General features: G+C 58.3%; 3 protein-coding genes and 1 pseudogene (1 of these 4 cut by a window edge). All 4 read right to left on the minus strand.

From position 1 onward, the window contains the following. Positions 1–324, minus strand: a 324-nt coding sequence (locus tag ACIPIN_RS28665) for an ATP-grasp domain-containing protein (RefSeq protein ID WP_401124827.1), incomplete at its 3' end; no start/stop codon positions are given. 182 nt (positions 325–506) lie between these two features. Continuing rightward, positions 507–1,943, minus strand: a complete 1,437-nt coding sequence (lpdA, locus tag ACIPIN_RS28670; protein WP_401124830.1) for a dihydrolipoyl dehydrogenase — start codon at positions 1,941–1,943, stop codon at positions 507–509. Positions 1,944–2,053: 110 nt separating this feature from the next. Beyond that, complete coding sequence (gene odhB / locus ACIPIN_RS28675; RefSeq protein WP_401124832.1) at positions 2,054–3,271, minus strand: 2-oxoglutarate dehydrogenase complex dihydrolipoyllysine-residue succinyltransferase; 1,218 nt, start codon at positions 3,269–3,271, stop codon at positions 2,054–2,056. A 42-nt stretch (positions 3,272–3,313) separates the two neighbouring features. Continuing rightward, positions 3,314–4,243 (minus strand): annotated as a pseudogene (locus ACIPIN_RS28680) (2-oxoglutarate dehydrogenase E1 component); its annotated part runs 1,427 nt beyond the window's last position; the annotation flags it as partial.

Below are 4,243 nucleotides of genomic sequence, written 5' to 3' on the forward strand. Positions count from 1 at the left end.
CAGCTCTTTAGCGATATCAGTGCACGATTCAACCAGGATCTTGGTGACTGGCTGACCATTGGCATCAGTCTGGTAAGTCACCAGACGCTTGCCCAACCACTGTTGAGCGAATGCTTTAGCGTCTTCTTTGCTGCGAACCAGCTTGACGCCGCCCGCTTTACCGCGACCACCGGCGTGAACCTGGGCTTTGACAACCCATTCGCTGCCACCGATTTTGTCGCAAGCTTCTGCTGCTGCTTCCGGGGTGTCTACCGCGTAACCGGTCGAAACTGGCAGGCCGTATTCAGCGAACAGCTGCTTACCCTGATACTCGTGAAGATTCATGCTTATTACCGTCTTCGTTAGGTACTGCGCATTCGGTGCTGCACTCATTCAAGTGCCGCACCACCTGTGACTGCTGCTTGCGTAGCTGAGCTACGCAAGACTGCGTCCAGCGGATATTCCGCGGTGAGTCTTGCATGCAAGGCTCACGACGGGCCAAACCGCCGTGGTTTCTTATTATCCGCTTAGCGTTTCTTGCGATTGGCAATGTGGATGGCGCCGCCATTCACTGCCAGAGCTGCTTCGTGCAAGGCTTCGGACAGGGTCGGATGGGAGAAAACCATCATGCCCAGGTCTTCGGCGCTGGTGCCGAATTCCATGCCGATTGCGCCCTGCTGTACCAGTTCTGCTGCGCTCGGGCCAATCACGTGGACACCCAATACGCGGTCAGTCTTGGCATCGGCGATAACTTTGACGAAACCACCGGTATCGTTGGCTGCCATGGCACGGCCAGAGGCTGCGAACGGGAAAGTGCCGACGTTAACTTCTACGCCTTCAGCTTTCAAGGCCTGCTCGGTTTTACCTACCCATGCAATTTCCGGGTGAGTATAAATAACCGAAGGGATCAGGTCATAGTTCATCTCGGTCTTGTGACCCTTGATGCGCTCGACAACCATGATGCCCTCTTCCGAGGCCTTGTGTGCCAGCATCATGCCGCGAACCACGTCACCGATGGCGAAAACGCCCGGTACGCTGGTGGCGCAATGATCGTCAACGAACACAAAACCACGCTCGTCGATGGTCACACCGCAGTCAGCTGCCAGCAGATCGGTGGTCACTGGACGGCGACCAACGGCTACGATCAGCTTGTCGAAAGTGATGGTCTGTTCGCCGTTGGCGTCGGTGTAAGTCACCACGACTTCTTCGCCGTTGACTTTGGAACCGGTAACGCGAGCGCCCAGCTTGATGTCCAGACCTTGTTTGGTCAGGGTTTTCAGCGCTTCTTTGGAAACGGCGGCGTCAGCAGCCATCAGGAACGTGTCCAGGGCTTCCAGGACAGTCACTTCAGCGCCCAGACGGGACCATACCGAACCCAGTTCCAGACCGATCACGCCAGCGCCGATCACGCCCAGACGTTTTGGAACCGATTGGAATTCCAGAGCGCCCGTCGAATCGACGATGACTTTCTGGTCAACCGGAGCCGGTGGAATGTCGATCGGACGCGAGCCCGAAGCGAGGATCACGTTCTCGGCTTCGATGATTTCGACGGTGCCGTCAGGCTTGGTCAGTTCGACTTTCTTGCCGGCCAGCAGTTTGCCGTGGCCTTGCAGGGGGGTCACGCCGTTGGCCTTGAACAGGGTAGCAACGCCGGAGGTCAGGCCTTTGACGATGTTGGCCTTGCGGCCGACCATTGCTGGTACGTCCATGGTCACGCCAGCGTGGTTGATACCGTGGATCGCGAAGCCGTCTTGAGCTTCGTGGAACTTCCAGGAGCTGTCCAGCAGCGCCTTGGACGGAATGCAGCCGACGTTCAGGCAAGTACCGCCGAGGGCCAGTTTGCCCTCTTTGTCGGTGTATTTCTCGATGCAGGCAGTCGTGAGGCCGAGTTGCGCCGCTTTAATGGCAGCCACGTAGCCGCCAGGGCCCGCGCCAATCACTACCACGTCGAATTTCTGAGTCATGTGTCATTCCTTCTCGAATCAAACCGGACGGTCCCTTTTGGAGACCGTCGTGGGACGAAGCTGGTCATTACAGAAAGGCCGCTCATCGCTGAGCGGCCCGTGCAACGAAATCAGATATCCAGCAGCAGACGAGCCGGGTCTTCCAGCAGGTTCTTGATGGTAACCAGGAAAGTCACAGCTTCTTTGCCGTCGATCAAACGGTGATCGTAGGACAGAGCCAGGTACATCATCGGACGGATAACAACTTGACCGTTGATCGCCATTGGACGCTGCAGAATGTTGTGCATGCCCAGGATTGCCGCTTGCGGCGGGTTGACGATCGGGGTCGACATCATCGAGCCGAAGGTACCACCGTTGGTGATAGTGAACGTACCGCCGGTCATCTCGTCGATGGTCAGCTTACCGTCACGAGCCTTCTTGCCGAAGGTAGCGATGCCGCCTTCGATTTCAGCCAGGCTCATCAGTTCGGCGTTACGCAGAACCGGCACCACCAGGCCACGGTCGCTGGACACGGCAACGCCGACGTCAGCGTAGCCGTGGTACACGATGTCGCCGCCGTCGATGGAAGCGTTGACTGCCGGGAAGCGTTTCAGCGCTTCGGTGGCCGCTTTCACGAAGAACGACATGAAGCCCAAGCGCACGCCATTGTGGGACTTCTCGAACAGGTCCTTGTACTTCGAACGCAGGGCCATGACTTCAGTCATGTCGACTTCGTTGAAGGTAGTCAGCATCGCCATGTTCGACTGGGCTTCAACCAGGCGCTTGGCCACGGTGGCACGCACGCGAGTCATCGGCACGCGCTTCTCGGTGCGGTCGCCAGCAGCGAACACAGGAGCAGCTGCAGCCGGGGCAGCGGCCTTGGCAGGCGCGGCAGCCGGAGCGGCTTTCTTGGCAGCAACCGCCGCAACCACGTCTTCCTTGGTCACACGACCGCCTTTGCCAGTACCGGCAACGGAAGCGATGTTGATGCCGTTTTCTTCAGCCAGCTTGCGAGCAGCCGGTGCAGCAACAGGATCATCTTCGCCAACAGCGGCCAAAGCAGCAGCCTGTGCAGGCGCGGCAGCGGCAGCCGGAGCGGCGGCAACAGCACCGCCCTCCCCGATGGAGCCCAGGACTTCGTCGGACAGAACGGTGTCGCCTTCGTTCTTGATGATAGCGCCCAGCACGCCATCAGCGGTAGCCAACACTTCCAGTACGACTTTATCGGTTTCGATGTCGACGATCAGTTCGTCGCGCTTGACCGCGTCGCCCGGCTTTTTGTGCCAGGTGGCAACGGTGCCATCGGCAACCGATTCCGGGAAAGTGGGGGCTTTGATCTCGATAGCCATTGTCTGTGGTTCCTTAAATTCGGTTTCAGGTGCGCGAAGGCGTTAAACAGTAAAGGCGTCTTGCAGCAGTTTTTCCTGCTGCTCGGCGTGCATCGATGCATAACCACAAGCAGGTGCAGCAGAAGCGTCACGGCCCGCGTACTCGAGTACGAGAGACTTGTTGTGACCGCCAATGATGCGGCGCATGTGATGCTGGCTGCAGTACCAGGCACCCTGGTTCATCGGCTCTTCCTGGCACCAAACGATGTGTTTGAGGTTGGAATAAGGAGCCAGGACTTCAATCAAGTCGTCCTCAGGGAATGGGTACAGCTGCTCAAGACGCACGATGGCGATGTCGTCACGACCTTCGGCACGGCGTTTTTCCAGAAGGTCGTAATAGACCTTGCCGCTACACAGCACGAGACGAGTGACCTTTTTCGGATCATGCGCATCGATTTCCGGAATAACGGTCTGGAACGAACCTTCGGCCAGATCTTCCAGAGTCGAGATGGCCAGCTTGTGACGCAGCAGCGACTTCGGAGTCAGGACTACCAGTGGTTTGCGCAGCGGGCGAATCACCTGACGACGCAGCAAGTGGTAGATCTGGGCCGGCGTAGTCGGCATGCACACCTGGATGTTGTGCTCGGCGCACAGCTGCAGGTAACGCTCCAGACGAGCCGACGAGTGCTCCGGCCCCTGACCTTCATAACCGTGTGGCAGCAACATGGTCAGACCGCACAGACGGCCCCACTTGTGCTCACCGCTGGTGATGAACTGGTCGATAACCACCTGGGCACCGTTGGCGAAGTCGCCGAACTGGGCTTCCCAGATCACCAGCGCTTCTGGCGTGGTGGTGGAGTAGCCGTATTCGAACGCCAGTACGGCTTCTTCGGACAGGAACGAATCGTACAGGTCGAAACGTGGCTGGCCTTCGTACAGGTGTTGCAACGGGATGTAGGTGCCCGCGTCTTTCTGGTTGTGCAATACCGCATG

This window comes from Pseudomonas sp. NPDC087697 (assembly GCF_044743155.1).
GTDB lineage: Bacteria > Pseudomonadota > Gammaproteobacteria > Pseudomonadales > Pseudomonadaceae > Aquipseudomonas.

What these genes read in the sequence shown, in the direction of transcription:
- lpdA (WP_401124830.1), bottom strand. Translation starts at nt 1,943, where the DNA reads ATGACTCAGAAATTCGACGTGGTAGTGATTGGCGCGGGCCCTGGCGGC.
- odhB (WP_401124832.1), bottom strand. Translation starts at nt 3,271, where the DNA reads ATGGCTATCGAGATCAAAGCCCCCACTTTCCCGGAATCGGTTGCCGAT.